This is a genomic window from Phyllobacterium sp. A18/5-2 (assembly GCF_025452215.1).
Taxonomy (GTDB): domain Bacteria; phylum Pseudomonadota; class Alphaproteobacteria; order Rhizobiales; family Rhizobiaceae; genus Phyllobacterium; species Phyllobacterium sophorae.
In genome coordinates this window covers 1,794,233-1,808,855 of the sequence record NZ_CP104966.1, presented here as the reverse complement: position 1 = coordinate 1,808,855, position 14,623 = coordinate 1,794,233, and the positions used below count along the sequence as shown (strand labels likewise).

General features: G+C 58.7%; 13 protein-coding genes and 3 pseudogenes. 5 read left to right on the top strand and 11 right to left on the bottom strand.

Annotated elements, in window-relative coordinates; genetic code table 11:
- Positions 1-98: 98 nt before the first annotated feature.
- Both N8E89_RS08910 and N8E89_RS08905 read left to right on the top strand, forming a co-directional pair.
- A complete protein-coding gene (locus N8E89_RS08910) occupies positions 99-512 on the top strand; it encodes a VOC family protein (protein ID WP_113172422.1) in 414 nt (137 codons plus the stop codon).
- A 12-nt stretch (positions 513-524) separates the two neighbouring features.
- Positions 525-1,421, top strand: a complete 897-nt coding sequence (locus tag N8E89_RS08905; RefSeq protein WP_262261754.1) for a DMT family transporter — start codon at positions 525-527, stop codon at positions 1,419-1,421.
- Here the strand turns inward: N8E89_RS08905 and N8E89_RS08900 are convergent.
- Entirely contained in the window at positions 1,412-2,275 is an 864-nt protein-coding gene (locus N8E89_RS08900) for a protein-L-isoaspartate O-methyltransferase family protein (protein ID WP_262261753.1), read from the bottom strand. The genes N8E89_RS08905 and N8E89_RS08900 overlap by 10 nt on opposite strands.
- A gap of 21 nt (positions 2,276-2,296) precedes the next feature.
- Positions 2,297-3,229 carry a LysR family transcriptional regulator gene (locus N8E89_RS08895; protein WP_106662551.1) on the bottom strand — a complete coding sequence of 311 codons (933 nt, stop codon included), beginning with the start codon at positions 3,227-3,229 and terminating at the stop codon, positions 2,297-2,299.
- A gap of 169 nt (positions 3,230-3,398) precedes the next feature.
- Between N8E89_RS08895 and N8E89_RS08890 the strand changes: the two are divergent.
- The 3 genes and pseudogenes from N8E89_RS08890 (at position 3,399) to N8E89_RS08880 (ending at position 6,819) form a co-directional block, all read left to right on the top strand.
- Positions 3,399-4,575 (top strand): annotated as a pseudogene (locus N8E89_RS08890) (MFS transporter).
- A gap of 19 nt (positions 4,576-4,594) precedes the next feature.
- Complete coding sequence (locus N8E89_RS08885; protein WP_262261752.1) at positions 4,595-5,419, top strand: aldo/keto reductase; 825 nt, start codon at positions 4,595-4,597, stop codon at positions 5,417-5,419.
- A 71-nt stretch (positions 5,420-5,490) separates the two neighbouring features.
- Positions 5,491-6,819: a hypothetical protein gene (locus tag N8E89_RS08880; RefSeq protein ID WP_262261751.1), complete on the top strand. Its 1,329-nt coding sequence runs from the start codon at positions 5,491-5,493 to the stop codon at positions 6,817-6,819.
- Here N8E89_RS08880 and N8E89_RS08875 read toward each other — a convergent pair.
- From N8E89_RS08875 to N8E89_RS08835, 9 genes and pseudogenes are all read right to left on the bottom strand, one after another.
- Positions 6,792-7,361, bottom strand: a complete 570-nt coding sequence (locus N8E89_RS08875; RefSeq protein WP_262261750.1) for a hypothetical protein — start codon at positions 7,359-7,361, stop codon at positions 6,792-6,794. The two genes, N8E89_RS08880 and N8E89_RS08875, sit on opposite strands and share 28 nt — an antisense overlap.
- Before the next feature lie 88 nt (positions 7,362-7,449).
- Positions 7,450-7,956: a hypothetical protein gene (locus N8E89_RS08870; protein ID WP_262261749.1), complete on the bottom strand. Its 507-nt coding sequence runs from the start codon at positions 7,954-7,956 to the stop codon at positions 7,450-7,452.
- Between the two features lie 84 nt (positions 7,957-8,040).
- Complete coding sequence (locus N8E89_RS08865) at positions 8,041-8,544, bottom strand: hypothetical protein (RefSeq protein ID WP_262261748.1); 504 nt, start codon at positions 8,542-8,544, stop codon at positions 8,041-8,043.
- Positions 8,545-8,644: 100 nt separating this feature from the next.
- A pseudogene (locus tag N8E89_RS08860) lies at positions 8,645-9,464 on the bottom strand (D-alanyl-D-alanine carboxypeptidase family protein).
- 213 nt (positions 9,465-9,677) lie between these two features.
- Positions 9,678-10,724 carry an L-idonate 5-dehydrogenase gene (locus N8E89_RS08855; protein WP_113172430.1) on the bottom strand — a complete coding sequence of 349 codons (1,047 nt, stop codon included), beginning with the start codon at positions 10,722-10,724 and terminating at the stop codon, positions 9,678-9,680.
- Positions 10,721-12,127, bottom strand: coding sequence for a TRAP transporter large permease (locus tag N8E89_RS08850; RefSeq protein ID WP_106662542.1), 1,407 nt, complete (start codon positions 12,125-12,127; stop codon positions 10,721-10,723). The genes N8E89_RS08855 and N8E89_RS08850 overlap by 4 nt, the downstream gene beginning before the upstream one ends.
- Positions 12,128-12,130: 3 nt before the next feature.
- Complete coding sequence (locus N8E89_RS08845; protein ID WP_262261747.1) at positions 12,131-12,703, bottom strand: TRAP transporter small permease; 573 nt, start codon at positions 12,701-12,703, stop codon at positions 12,131-12,133.
- Between the two features lie 66 nt (positions 12,704-12,769).
- A complete protein-coding gene (locus tag N8E89_RS08840) occupies positions 12,770-13,747 on the bottom strand; it encodes a sialic acid TRAP transporter substrate-binding protein SiaP (RefSeq protein ID WP_106662540.1) in 978 nt (325 codons plus the stop codon).
- Positions 13,748-13,771: 24 nt separating this feature from the next.
- A pseudogene (locus N8E89_RS08835) lies at positions 13,772-14,523 on the bottom strand (FadR/GntR family transcriptional regulator).
- Positions 14,524-14,623: the final 100 nt, after the last annotated feature.

Genomic DNA, 14,623 nt, shown 5'->3' with positions numbered 1-14,623 from the left:
CGGCAGCAATGGAAGCCGCAATTCCCGCAACCACGCATTGTCTGCGTTCAGCCTTGCTGCTAGGTTCCAGCGCACTCCCGCCCATCAGGATATCCCCCATGCGTTCGCTGTTTCACCTTGCCTATCACGTAACCGACCTCGACGGCGCGCGCCGATTCTATGGCGGTACCCTTGGTTGCGAGGAAGGCCGCAGCACGGACACCTGGGTGGATTTCGATTTCTTCGGCCATCAGATTTCGCTGCATCTCGGCAAGCCGTTCGAAACCACCAATACCGGCAAGGTCGGCGATCATATGGTGCCGATGCCGCACCTTGGCGTGATCCTGCCGCTCGAAGATTGGAATGTGCTGGCCGGCCGCCTGAAACAGGCAGATGTCGATTTCGTTATGCCGCCGGTGGTTCGCTTCAAGGGTGAGCCGGGCGAACAGTGGACGATGTTCTTCCGCGATCCATCCGGGAACCCGATCGAGGTCAAGGGCTTCGCGGATTTTGCCAGCGTCTACGCGAAATAAACCCAGACGATCATGGAAGTACAGCAATCCAATCTGAAGGCGGCGTTCTGGATGATGGGATCGCTTACCGCCATCATCCTCATGGCGATTTCAGGCCGCGAAGCCTCGCGGGAGCTGAATGTCTTCCAGATCATGGAGATGCGCTCGATCATCGGCCTCGCCATGCTCTATCCGTTGATCCGCTCCTCAGGCGGTTTCAGGGCGATGAAGACCGATCGCATCTGGCAGCATCTGGGACGCAATGGTGCGCACTACGCCGGCCAGTTCGCCTGGCTGCAAGCCTTGTCGATGATCCCGCTGGCACAGGTGATCGCCATCGAATTCACCACGCCCGCCTGGACCGCACTGATGGCTGTCATGTTTCTCGGCGAGCGGCTGAACATCTGGCGGATCCTGACCATCGCGCTCGGAATTATCGGCGTGGTCATCATTGTCCGCCCGGGGATCGGCACCGTCGAGGCAGGTCAGCTGATTGTGCTTGGTGCCGCCTTCACCTTCGGAATATCATTCACCATGGTAAAATCTTTGACCCGCACCGACAGCGTGGTGAAGATTATCTTCTGGATGCTGACCATCCAGTCTGCCATCGGCCTCTTGCCTGCGCTGCATGTGTGGCAATGGCCATCGCTCCAGGTCCTGCCATGGGTCATCATCATCGCTTTCACGGGCACCTTCTCGCATTTCTGCATGGCCAAGGCTCTGCTTTATGCCGATGCGACAGTGGTCATTCCCATGGACTTCCTGCGTGTGCCGCTGATGGCTGTGCTTGGCTGGCTGATCTATGCGGAGCGCATCGACGTGTTCACGGCTGCCGGAGCCGCATTGATACTCTCCGGCAATCTGCTCAACCTGAAGAACCGGACAACCGCGGCGAAAGCCGCCGGTCCGGTGTCATCGCCTCATTCGTAGGCGAAACACCATCCCGGCCCCTTCAGCCAGCATCTTTCATCGGGAATATCGTCAGTGCGGTAAAGGCGCGTCACCCGCTTCAAGCCGCCGTTCCCGAATGCTCTGGCGAGGGCCTTTTCGGAAGTCGCATCCCGCATCCCGGCGCAAGGGTAGATTGCAACGCCTGAAACGCAGCGTGCCTGAAACTCCGCGCCTTTCCGCGTGATGAGGAACACTGCGCCGCGCGGCCGCATGCTGCTATACGACGAGAATCCATCATCGGTGGTCAACGGCAGAACCAGACGGCCACCGTCATTCAGCCGATCCAGCCAAGTATCAGCCGGCCGCGTCGCGCCGGCATTGACGTAGATCACGTCCGCCGGTTCAAACGGCACGATCGTTCCATCGCCTTCGACAATCTCGGCGTTCGGATATGCGGTCAGATATTCCTTTGCTCGCGCTGCCAGATCGGATTCCAGTTCGATGCCGGTTACATGTCCAGTTGGGCCCGCCAGATGCGCCATGATGGCCGTGTAGTAGCCAGTGCCAGTTCCGACATGCACAATATGTTCACCCTCCGATGGCTGCGCAAACCACAACAGGTGGGCGTGCAGCGATGGCTCGCCATTATTGATATGCCGCTCCGGCGCAATCCCGACCAGATCATCCGTGTAGAGGTAGGCGGGATCTGCGCTGGGTGTATAAACATAGCCAAGGCCGAAACGGCTTATCGGCCACGGTCCGGGACCAAGAAAATCTTCGCGCGGCACTTCCGCGAATGCTTGCTCGATACGCGCGTCGTCAACTCCGACGCTAGCCAGGATTCGCCTGGCATAGGCATGTCGCACAGCTTTGAGTTTCTCAGCGTCAGTCATCGCTTTCTCAATCCGGAATAATCATGACCTTGCAGCGCCGTTCGTCAAGGGGCCAGGCATCCCTATGTTCTCCGCCAGAAAATCGACGAAACTGCGCACCCGTGCCGCGAGATATTCATGCCCGACGAAGACGGCGTGGATCAATTCCATGTCCCCAGGGTTGTACTCCTCTAGCAGGACAACGAGACGGCCCTGAAGAATGTCCTCGCTGACGTGGAAATAGCCGAGCCGGGCAATGCCCAGCCCCGCCACACACATCTGCTGTGCCGTCACGCCATTGTTGGAGAGGAAGTTGCCCGAGACCTCCAGCATCTCGGTTTCGCCCGTTTCAGGATTGTTGAAAGGCCATTCATTCAACACGCGGCGGAAATTGAAAGTGAGGCAATTGTGCCGGGCAAGCTCGCGCGGATGAGAGGGCATGCCGTGTTTGGCAAGATAATCTGGCGAAGCAATCACCACGACGCGGCTTTCGAACAGCTTGCGGGCCTTCAAACTTGAGTTGCGCATGGGACCGACGCGGATGGCAATATCTGCGCGCTCTTCGATCAGGTCCACCACTCCATCGGTCAGGGAAACATCGAGCTTCACCTCGGGGTAGCATTGCAGGAATTTCGGCACGAGCGGCAGGATACAGCGTACGCCAACCGGCACCGATGAGTTTACCCGAAGCAGGCCGCGCGGCGCAGCCGATGCGCCAAAAGCCACGGCGCGTTCTGCCTCTTCGATCTCCGCAACGATGCGAAGTGCCCGCTGGTGGTAAATCTCGCCTTCCGGCGTCAGTTGCAACGTCCGCGTCGAACGGACAAGCAGACGTGTGCCGAGCCGCTCCTCGATCCGGGTGATCATCTTGCTGACGGCGGAAGGCGACAGCCCGAGCCGCCGCCCCGCAGCGGAAAAGCTGTTGAGCTCAACCGCCTGTACGAAAACATCCATCTCGCCAGCCCGGTTATCCATGATCGGAGGTCCAATCCACTTGTGAATTCACTTCACAAGTATTGAGCAATATGAGGCGATTATCAAGGTAATAGCGATAGGCCATATTCAGCCTCAACCGGACCCGTTCCGCCATTTTCGCAATTCGCGGGCTGGTTCCCAAGACAGCCTCCACTCAAAGGACAAGACAATGCCTCTCGCTCTTCTGGCGTTGACAATCAGCGCCTATGCCATCGGGACGACAGAGTTCGTCATCGTCGGTCTTCTGCCCACTGTTGCCGGTGATCTGAATATATCGCTGCCGCTGGCCGGCCTCATCGTCAGTGTCTACGCGCTTGGCGTCACCTTCGGCGCACCCATCCGCCCTCACCGGACGCATCGAGCGCAAGCCGCTGCTGCTCGGCCTGATGGCGCTTTTCATTGTCGGCAATACGGCTGCGGCACTCTCGCCAACCTATGAACTGCTGCTTGTCGCGCGTGTGCTGAGTGCCTTCGCCCATGGCGTGTTCTTCTCGGTCGGCGCAACCATTGCTGCCGATCTCGTGGCGCCCAACCGTCGCGCCTCCGCCATCGCCATGATGTTCCTGGGCCTCACCGTGGCCATCGTGACCGGCGTACCGCTCGGCACCTTCATCGGCCAGCAGCTCGGCTGGCGCGCCACATTCTGGGCCGTCTCCGGACTCGGCGTGATCGCGTTCATGGCAATTGCGATCCTGCTTCCGTCACAGATCGCCAAAGCCGCTCCTGCCCGTCTTATCGATCAGGTGCGTGTGCTGGCGAGCGGACGCCTGCTTCTTGCCTTTGCCATGACGGCGCTTGGTTATGGCGGCACCTTCGTCATGTTCACTTTCCTTGCCCCGGTACTGCAGGAGATCACCGGCTTTGCCGGCTCGACAGTCAGCCTGATCCTCGTCCTCTATGGTCTCTCCATTGCGGTCGGCAATATGGTCGGCGGGCGTGTCGCCGATGGCAATCCGGTCGGTGCTCTCGGGGTCATGTTCCTGCTGCAGGCCATCGTCCTTGCAGCCTTCACATTCACCGCCGTATCACCCATATGGTCTCTGGTGACGCTCGCGGCGCTTGGTGCGCTGTCCTTCTCCAATGTGCCAGGCCTGCAGCTTTATGTGGTACAGCTTGCCAAGATCCATACGCCTGATACCGTCGACGTGGCCTCTGCCCTCAATATCGCCGCCTTCAATCTCGGTATTGCCGGTGGTGCATTTCTCGGCGGTCTCATCGTCGCCTCGCCGCTCGGTCTCGGCGCAACGCCGTGGGTCGGTGCTCTTCTGGTGGTCGGCGCGCTCGCTCTGACCCTCTGGAGCCAGATGCTCGACAGACGTGCCGCCGCGCAACTCGTCGCCGCCTGAAATATCGAAAGGAATAACAATGTTCAATGTAGACGCCAATGGCGCAAAGATCCCCGCAATCGGCTTCGGGACGTTCCGTATGCCCGGCGCCGACGTGCTCCGCATGGTCCCGGCTGTCCTCAAACTCGGCTACCGCCATATCGATACCGCCCAGGCCTATCGCAACGAGGCGGAAGTCGGCGAAGCCATCGCCGGTTCGGGTGTCGCCCGCGGCGACGTCTTCCTCACAACCAAGGTGTGGGTCGACAGTTACCGGCACAAGGATTTCATCCGGTCGGTCGAGGAGAGCCTGAAGAAACTCAAGACCGATCATGCCGATCTTCTGCTCTTGCACTGGCCGCAAAGCGATGTGCCCCTGGCTGAGCGCATCGGCGCCTTGAACGAAGTGCGTGATGCCGGCAAGGTTCGCCATATCGGCGTCAGCAACTTCAACACCGCCTTGATGGCGGAAGCGGTTGCGCTGAGCAAGGCACCGATCGTCACCAACCAGGTCGAATATCATCCCTATCTCGGTCAGACTGCCGTGCTCGATGCGGCCCGAAAGGCCGGCATGAGCATCACCGCCTACTACGCCATGGCCGATGGCAAGGTGATCGGCGATACTGCCATCAAGGCGATCGCTGCTGCCCATGGCAAGAGCGAAGCCCAGGTGGTCCTGCGCTGGCTGGTGCAGCAGGAGGGCGTGGTTGCGCTGTCGAAGACCGTCAATGAGGAGCGCGCGAAGAGCAATTTTGAGATCTTCGATTTCGAGCTGTCGCCGGAAGAGATGCGGGCACTGCACGCCCTCGCAAGACCAGACGGCCGCATCGTCAATCCACGCAACCTTGCGCCCGATTGGGACTAGCCGTTCTCATCCGCCGGTGACAGCACCGAAAAAATCAGTAAGGTCAGCATGAGATTCGCGAGAGGTTTTTCATGCTGGCCGAAGTGGCATTGCCCATCAAGCTGACATTCCAGCTCTGGTTGCGCTTCTGGCCCCAGCTGGTCGCAATGGTGCTCCTCGGCCTTCTTGTCTCGGACTTCCTGATGTGGCTGTCGGTCAAGGCCGCCTTCATCAACCACTACGCTGGCCTTGGCTTGCTGACCCTTGTCGCCCTTACCCAACTGGTGACGACCGTCTCCATGATCCAAATCGTGCGGCCGGGGCTACCCTCGATTTCCGCGGCACAAGCAGCGGCGCAAAGGGAAGCGGACGGCGCCAGGCCGGAGCGGGGCCTTTCCCGCCTTGCCACGATCATCGCCGTGGCGCTTCTCCCGTTCTTTGCCTACTACGCCGCCTGGGGGTTTCTCGGCGATACGATACGGCAATATTCGCGCCTTGCCCTGTCCTACGCGCCATTTGGAGAGTCGGGCAATGTGCTTGATGTGCTCGACTCCAAATGGCTTATCCTGTCGGTTGCGGTTTCATGGGTTGTGCGCAAGTTCGCGCAGATCATGAAGGAAAGGACCGGCCGCTCCCTCTGGCAGATCATCGTGGTCGTTTGCGAGACCAACTGGATCTTCATCGGTCTCTATGTGATCAGCCGATGGAAGGACACGTTTCTGGCCTGGTTGACCACCCGCAATATCGGCAACCTGTTCGAGGGACTCTGGACCAGCATCAAATCCCCAATTGCAACTGCCCATGCCGCGACCATCATCCCGGTCGAGCAATCCTCCGTCAGCGTGTCTACCACCATTATCGGACTGTTCTTCTACGCCCTTCTGCCGGTGATCTGGCTGGTGATGGTCGCGCTCGTCTATGGCTATGATGTCCGCGACGACAAGGAACTCATGCGCATTCACCACCGCATCGAACGTTTCGGCGAGCGTTACAAAGCCATCCCGAAGTTCCTGCGCGACTTTGTCGAGCACTTCATCGGCGGTTATCGTTCACGCTATCTTCCCATCGCCAATGGGGTCAGGCTGACGCTGAACTCCGGCCTGTTGCTGATCATTACGTTGATCGTCGGCTACCGCCTGATCGACTGGGCTGCAGCCTGGGCATGGATCGGCGCCACACGACTGATCGGCCCGCTGGCTCTCGATTACTGGCAGGTGATTTCTCACGGCGTGTCACTGCTTTTCGGTAGCCCCTTCGAGGATTCCTCGACCGGCATTCTAGTCGAACCGCTCCGCATCTGTTTCCTCGCAGCTGTTCTCGAGACAGCATTTTCGATGACCAGGAAGGTCACCTCGCGGGCGCATGCCGTTGCCGCCGCACCGGCCATGGATGGTCAATTGGGCACTGCAAACCGCAAGTAGTATGGCCGCTCGCTGCCGAGACCAAGCGTCGGCCGCACTTCGGCCGCCACGTCTTGAGGGACAAGGAAGTTCTCCTCGATGACCATGCGCGCACCGCTTTCAGCCCCGGAAAAGGCCGCCGAGCTGCAGGTCTTGATGCCGTCGGCCGGATAGGGCATGCCCGGGACCGACGCTGGCAGCCACGACCGACCATTGGCATCCACCAATTTGATCGAACAGCCGAGCCATAGGTTTTGCAGATCGGGATTGCCAACCTCGACAAGGAAGCGGGCAATCACTGGAACCGACCCCGCCGGCAGTGAGCCCGCTTTGACGCCATCGACCGTTTTCAGCGAAGCAAACTGCCAGTTGCTGCCCCCGAATGTCACCGTCTGGCTTGCCGCCACATCCCGCGGCCAAAGATCATTGCCCCGCACCAGTTCCTTCACACTGTCATAGGAAATCTCGAGCAATGTCAGCGGTGCCAGCACAATCAGTGCCCAGAGACTGCGGCGGAGCCACTTGCCCTCCGGCTGCGATCCTGTCTCGTCTAACGCGCTCATCGCTCAGTTCCCGGATACGGTTGCGGAATTGCGCAGATCGAAGCTATCGACGATCAAAGGCTGTCCATCGTTGAATTTCCTGAAATCGTCAATGGCGATCCGTGCCTGCGAGATCCAGCCTCGGAAAGAGCTGGTTCGACACGACAAACGTGGCGCCATTGACCTGATCGGGCAGGGTCTCAAAGATAAAGCGCGCAGTTTTCGGCAAACCTGGATTGAGCGAATGCGGGGGCAGCCCCGGCAGATAACCGGCACGATCCGAGCTGTCATATTGCAGTCCAGTCGGTCCGACCCAGCTGGCCTGCGCCACGGCATTGGAGGCATTGGTGGCGGCAAGCTGCGCGGTCACAACCACCCACAATCCCGATGTCGTCAACACTTTGGTGGAGCCAAACCTGTCGAGCGTCAGCTCGCGAGCGAACACCACATTGTCAACTGTCACATCGAACTGCCGCGTGCGCACGGGTTCATGCATCTTGCCGTGCACCGGCATCGGGCCCGTCAAATCCATATAGTGCGGCTTGGATCGCTGCATGCCGTAGAGAACTGCAATCGCCAAGCAAAGCACCAGTATAATTCCCAGCTTGCGTTTCATTGCTGTGCAGCCTGTGCAGAAACCGGGAAACGAACTGTTCCGGCCGTGTGCTCGTTGTACCAGCCGGGACTGCCTGTCAGATTGTCACGCGGTTTGTATACCTTTGCGGTCACCAGAAACTCGACAGCACCGGTGGGGGCGGCATTGGCCGGCACCAGCCAGACATAGGCCATCTTTTTCGGTCATGCCCGGATGCAAATCCGGGAGAAGCGCCATATCGCGTGCAAGATAGATCATCGGCTTTTCAGCTTGTGCGTCGATAGCAGACGGGAAATGGAAAACCCCGTAATAATCCTTTGATGATCTCGCCGTGAGATTCGTCATTTCAGCCTCGAAGACAATGGCCTTCTGGCCCTCCTTCGGCGTCACGCCGAACGCCTTCTCGCTGGTGACGCGGGCGCCGAGCGGCTTGATGCGCCACTGCCCTGCATCTACTGTCTCGTTGGGTGTGAATTGCGGATCCTGCTGCTGCGGCATAGCCTCGAATGCGCCGAGTGCAAACGCGACCGCCAGAGCCGCGAAGGAACCAATACCCGCTGTGAGCCAAGCGATAGCTTGACTGCGCAGGTTCAGAACGTGGGACCACATTAGCCGATCCTTCTCGCCTTGAGCCGGTAGTCCGGATCAAAAATGAGTCGTTATCGTGCCAACCATGCAACGACCAGCGGGTATATTTCAACCCTTGGATTTATCTGGAAGCAACCTGAGGTAGATAAGTGTTCACCAGGCTGACGACCTGTGCATCGCGGGTCTTCGCCGTATTCCCGCCCATGACCACAGCAACGAGCTGGCGGCCATTGTCACTGACGGAGGTGACAATGTTGAAGCCGGAAGCCCGAACATAACCGGTCTTGATGCCGTCTGCGCCATTCAATTGGCTCAGCACGCGGTTGTGACCACGAACCAGCTTGCCGTTGAAGACGAATTCCTGGGTCCCGAAATAATAATATTGCTGCGGATAATGCCGGCGCAGGGCGAGGCCCAGCAGCGCCATATCGCGCGCCGTGGTGATCTGCTGCGGATCAGGCAGACCCGAGGCATTGTGGAACGTCGTGCCCCTCATACCGAGGCGGCGTGCCTTGTCGGTCATCAGCGCGGCGAACTGCTCCTCCGTGCCGCCCAGATATTCGGCAAGCGCTGCCGCCACGTCATTGGCCGATTTCACCACGATCGCCTTGATCGCCGTATCGACATCGATTGTCTGACCGGGTCTGAAGCCGAGCTTGCTCGGCGCCTGCGATCGCAGCGTGTGCCGACACGGGAATCAGCGTCGACTTGGTTATACGCCCGGATTGGAGGGCCTCGAACGTGAGGTAAAGCGTCATCATCTTGGTCAGTGATGCAGGAATGCGCGGCAGATCGGCGCTCGCCTGATAGAGAACGACCCCGGTGCTGCCATCGACGACGATAGAAGCTGATTTTTCGGAAACAGGGCCAGAAACCACCCCGGCCGGATCAAGCGTGGCCGCTGTGGTACAGCCGCTTGCAACCCCTAGGATCAAACCCATCAATGCCACGATTTTCGGAAGTGAATATAAAGACATATAGACTCGCGGCACGTTTATTTTCCGGATCTCTGAACTTGCGAAAGAATAAAAAAATCTAGCGCAGGATGGTTGAAATATTCAGTTTAACCAGTGCTTGTTAGCCGATTTGAACGCCTACGCCAAGCGTGAACATCTACAGCAAATTGTCGCTCCCTGTCCTGTTACCAAATAGGTTTAGGCCGTTAGGACCACCTTGACGCTTCGTGACCTGTCCAAGGCCATCCGGAAAGCTTCAGGCGCCTCGGACAGCCTGTACTCCCCTGTTACCAGCTTGAGCACATCGATCTTGCCTTCGACGATCAACTCGACCGCCTCGAAGAACTCTTCGCCAAAGCGGAACGTTCCGACGAGGTCGAGCTCTTTCGCCATTACGGCATTGGCAGGGACCGGAATTGTCCCGCCGGCAAGGTTGCCGACCTGCACCACCGTGCCGCCGCGCCGTACCGTTCGGATGGCAGAGGCAAGCCCCGCCGCCGTTCCGGAGATTTCGAAGGCGATGTCGAATGGCGTGGCCGCCGCGAGCTCAGCCAGTTGCTCTTCGCCTTTCGAAAGATCGACGATCTGATCGGCGCCAAGCTCTTCGGCAAATTTCAACGGTGCAGCTGCGACGTCGGCCATGGTGACTGAACCCGCATCCGCGTGTTTCAATGCAAGCATTGTCAAAAGACCGATTGGACCGGCGCCAAAGACAATCGTAGAGAAGCCCTTTACATGTCCCGCGCGGCGCACCGCGTGCAGGCAAACCGCCAAGGGTTCGGCCAGCGCGGCCGCCTGAAAGGACAGCTCCGCCGGTACCTTGACACATTGCGCCGCAGTCGCATCGAAAACACTGGCGAACCCGCCCTGCATATGCGGCGTCTTCGACGCCGAGCCCATGAAATAGATGTTCTCGCAAAGATTGGCGCGGCCTTCATGGCAGTAGACGCACCGCTCGCACCAGCGGGACGGATTGACCGCGACCCGTTCACCAATGGTAAGCCCGGTGACGTTGCTGCCAACCCCTACTATCTCGCCGGCTACCTCATGGCCGAGAATGAGCGGCGAGGTGACGACAAAATCGCCGGTTCTGGCATGGCGGAAATAATGCATGTCCGAGCCGCAGATACCTCCGGCGCCGAACTTGACCCGAACCATATTGGGTTGGAGCTCGCCGAGTTCGACGTCGACGACGCGCAGATCTTCCGCGCCGAAGAGAGTTGCAGCAATGCCTTTGGTACTCATTTGATCAGACCCAATTGTGTTGGAAGCCAAAGTGTAATCGCCGGAACGAAGGTGATGGCGATCAGTGCGATGAAAAGCGGAACGAGCCAGGGCAGGATGGCCATGGTTGTGCGCTCGACCGAAAGCTTGGCAACCCGCGACAGCACGAATAGTACCATGCCCAGTGGCGGATGAAGAAGCCCGATCATCAGGTTCAACGTCATGATCAGACCGAAATGCACCGGGTCGATACCGAATTTCAGTACAAGCGGCAAAAGGATCGGCACGAGGATGGTGATTGCGGCGATCGTATCGAGAAAGCAGCCGACGAACAGCATCAGCAGATTGACCAGGATCAGGAACACCCATTTGTTCTCGGTGATCGAGAGAATGGCCGTCGACAGCAGCTGCGCCGCCTGGCTCACTGTCAGCAGCCAGGCGAAGACGGAGGCCGCCGTCACGATGAAAAGCACGGATGCGGTGGTCTCGATCGTGTCGAAGCTGGCCTTGGCAAGGCTCGCGAGTGTCATCGTGCGATAACGCACCAGGCCGAGGAACAGCGACCAGAGCACGGCTGCGACGGCCGCTTCCGTCGGCGTGAACCAGCCCATGGTCATGCCGCCGATCAGGATGACCGGCGTCATCAGCGCCATGACCGCGGAGAAGTCGAAATACCAGTCGACCGCAAGCAGGAGCACGAGTGCGATACCGACGGAGGCATTGACAGACAGGCCGGTCAGGGTCAGCAGATAGATGACCAGTGGAACAGCGAAAACCACGACAATTTCAAGCGAGGCTTCCAGAAGCTGCTTGACCTTGAATGGCGCGTCGGAACCCCACCTCTTGATGTAGGCGAAGATGGCGACGGTAACCATCATCAGCACGGTCATGACGACGCCCGGGAGGATGCCGGCCATGAACAGGGCGCCGATGGAGACATTGGCCATCATGCCGTAGATGACGAAGGGCAGCGATGGCGGGAAAATCGGGCCGAGCGTTGCGGACGCGGCGGTCACGCCGACTGCCGCTTCCACGGGATAGCCGTGATCCTTCATCGCCTTGATCTCGATGGTGCCGATACCGGCAGCGTCGGCAAGCGCTGTTCCCGACATGCCGGAGAAGATCACCGAGCCAATAATGTTGACCTGTGCCAGACCACCCTTCATCCAGCCGACAAGGGCGACGGCGAAGGAATAGATCCGGCCGGTAACGCCCGCCGAATTCATCAGATTGCCCGCCAGGATAAAGAATGGCACGGCGAGCAGCGGGAAGCTTTCGACGCCCGCGATCATACGCTGCGCGACGATGATGTCGGGGGCAACGCCGAAGAACACGAGGTAAAGGACGGACGCCACCGCCATGGAAATGGCCACCGGCACGCCGACGAGCATGAGGACGAGAAAAGTTCCGACAAGCAATAGCATCGATCAATCCTCGATCTTCTGGAATTCTTCGGGGCGTTCCAGAACGGAGTAGCCGCGGCGAATATTGCTGATGAAAACCTGAATGGCGCGAAACAGCATCAGGACGAATGCAAGCAGGACACCGTAGAAAACGATGTTGCGGGGCAGATCCACCGTCACCATGCGCTCGTCGGCAACGATGTCGACATAGCGCCACATCAGCCAGACGGCGTAGACGAAGAAGGCTATGCGCACCAGATCGACGAAGATCGACAGGACGCGGGCAACGGATGCCGTAATGTAGTGGTAGAACACATCCACCTGAATATGGCGGGAGACGCGCACACACATCACCGATCCGAGAAACACCACGCCGATCAGGCAATTGATGGCGATTTCCTCGGTCCAGGCATAGCTGTCGTTCAGGACATAGCGCGTGAAAAATTGCAGAAAGACACAGCCTGTCATCAGCCAGAAGACGATCAGTGTAAGCCAGTCTTCGATTGCATAATCTGCAACATTGGCGACAGGCGCCGCTTCTTCGAAGGAATGGGCGATTTCCTCGGCGGTAATCTGTGTGTGAACTTCATTTGACATGGTTGTCTCCGGTCATCAGGTCTCAGGAGAAATGGCCGGGCAAGAAGAGCGCCCGGCCATCGTCAGTCATTCCTTGATGGCGCGGATGGCTTCCCAGTCGGACTTGTCGTAGCCGAAATCTTCGAACTTCACCTTTTCCATGACGTTCTTTTCGAAGTCGGCCTTGTCGATGTCGGTCACGCTCAAACCGCGTTCCTTGAAGCTCGCGACCAGCGCCTTTTCCTTGTCCGCGATGATCTTTGTCGTCTTTTCTGCCGCCTCTTGCATGACGTCGCTGAAGATCTTCTTGTCTTCATCGGAAAGGCTCGACCAGAGCTGCTTCGAGATCACCGTATTGAGATGATCGACGATGTGACCGGTCAGGATGATGTTCTTCTGCACCTCGAAGAACTTCTTGGCTTCGATGGTGGTCAGCGGGTTTTCCTGCGCCTCGACCGTGCCGTTCTGCAGCGCGAGGTAGACCTCGGCGAAGGCGATGGGCGTGGTATTGGCACCGCAGGCGCGCGGCATGGCGAGATAGGCCGGAACGTCAGGCACACGTATCTTCAGGCCCTGCATATCCGCGCACTTGGCGATGGGCTTGTTCGACGTGGTCTGGCGGGTGCCATAATAACTGACGGCCGCGATGTGGTTGCCGCTCTTTTCCTCATAGCCGGCTGCGAGCCGCTTGAAGACATCACTCTTCGTATAAGCGATAAGATGTTCCGGCCCGCGGAAAATGTAGGGGAAATAAGTTACGCCGATCGGCTTGTAGTCGCGTGCTGCGAAGCTCGAACCGGAAATGATGATATCGACCGTACCCAGCTTCAGGCCCTGGTTGATGTCGGCTTCCTTGCCCAGCTGCGATGCCGGGAATACGTCGATCTTGTAGCGGCCATCGGTCCGCTTGCCGATCTCTTCTGCCGCCCATACGGATTCCGTATGAAATGGCTCGGATGTCTCGTACACATGCGCCCACTTCAGCGCGGTCTGCGCCTGAGCGGCTGCCGCCGAAAGTGCGAGCGCGGCAACCGCGCCCAGAATTGCCGTGAGTTTGATCTTCATACCGTTATCCTCCCAGATTGAATTTCAGATCTTTCCATTTCGGCCGCCCTTCACAGAACGGCCCTTATCGCTTTCCAGATCTTCATCGAAGCTTCTGGAAAATCTCAATTGCGATTGTTGCAGGTGATATCGCATCGCTTCCTTGGCGCGTCCCGGATCGCCGGAAGCGATAGCATCGCGAATGGCCCGGTGCTCCTCGAATGCCTCTCGCCATGAGGCAGGGCTTTCGAAATAGCTGGCCAGCTTTTCGAAATACGGCGTCATGCGCTGGTCGAAGAGCTCACCGACAAAGCGGTTGAGCGCCGAGTTTTCGATGATGTTGGCAATCGTCGTGTGAAAGGTCCGATCGAGCGCAATGGACGTGCGCGGACTGTTGAATGTTTGGGCCATCTTTGTCAGCACCGCGTCCATCGATTCGATGTGATCGGGCGTCACGACCGTTGCGGCTTCCTCGGCGATTGCACACTTTCGATGAGCGATCGCGCGCGCAGGAGTTCGAACGGTCCCTCCAGATCGTCGGCCGGTGCCAGCGCAGGCTTTTCACGCTGCTGGCCCGTGACGTAGATGCCGGAACCCATGCGGATATGCACAAGCCCCTCCACCTCGAGCGCAATCAGCGCTTCACGGATTGTCGGACGGGATACGCCAAGCTCCTCGGCCAGTTCGCGCTCTCCCGGCAACCGCTCGCCAACGGCAAATTTGCCGCCCTCGATCAGTGTGCGTATCTGGTCTGCCACCTGCCGGTATAGCCGGCGCGGCTGAATGGCTGCGAACATGGATCCTCCCCGCACGGCACTCCCTTTCCGCGCTAGACTGGTAAACTGGCCTTACCAATATCTAACTGATACATTGATATATATGCTGGAGTCAACCCAT